At 60.2% G+C, this 392-nt stretch carries 1 protein-coding gene; it reads left to right on the forward strand.

The window, feature by feature from the left end; genetic code table 11:
- A partial coding sequence (locus tag EN949_RS35700) for an endonuclease/exonuclease/phosphatase family protein (protein ID WP_348630614.1) occupies positions 1-392 on the forward strand: 392 nt, incomplete at both ends.

Consider the following 392-nt stretch of genomic DNA (forward strand, 5'->3'; position numbering starts at 1 on the left):
CTTATAACGGTGTAGCTGTACTCGCCCGAGGGAAAGAGCCGCTGGAGCGTCGGCGTGGCCTCCCGGGTGATCCTGACGATACTCACAGCCGGTATATCGAGGCGGAGGTGGATGGGATCGTGATCGGCTGTCTGTACCTGCCCAACGGCAATCCAGCGCCTGGCCCGAAATTCGACTACAAGCTCCGATGGTTCGATCGTCTGATCAGCTACAGCCAGGTACTGCTCAGGGAAGGCTCCCCGAGCGTTCTGTGCGGCGACTATAATGTCGTGCCAACGCCGATCGATGCCGCGGTGCCAGGACGTTGGCTAGGCGATGCGGTCTACTTTCCGGAGAGCCGGCAAGCTTACGCCGAAATGCTTGGTTATGGCTGGATCGATGCTGTCCGCCGT

It is taken from the genome of Mesorhizobium sp. M7A.F.Ca.US.007.01.2.1 (genome assembly GCF_003998165.1).
Lineage (GTDB): Bacteria > Pseudomonadota > Alphaproteobacteria > Rhizobiales > Rhizobiaceae > Mesorhizobium > Mesorhizobium ciceri.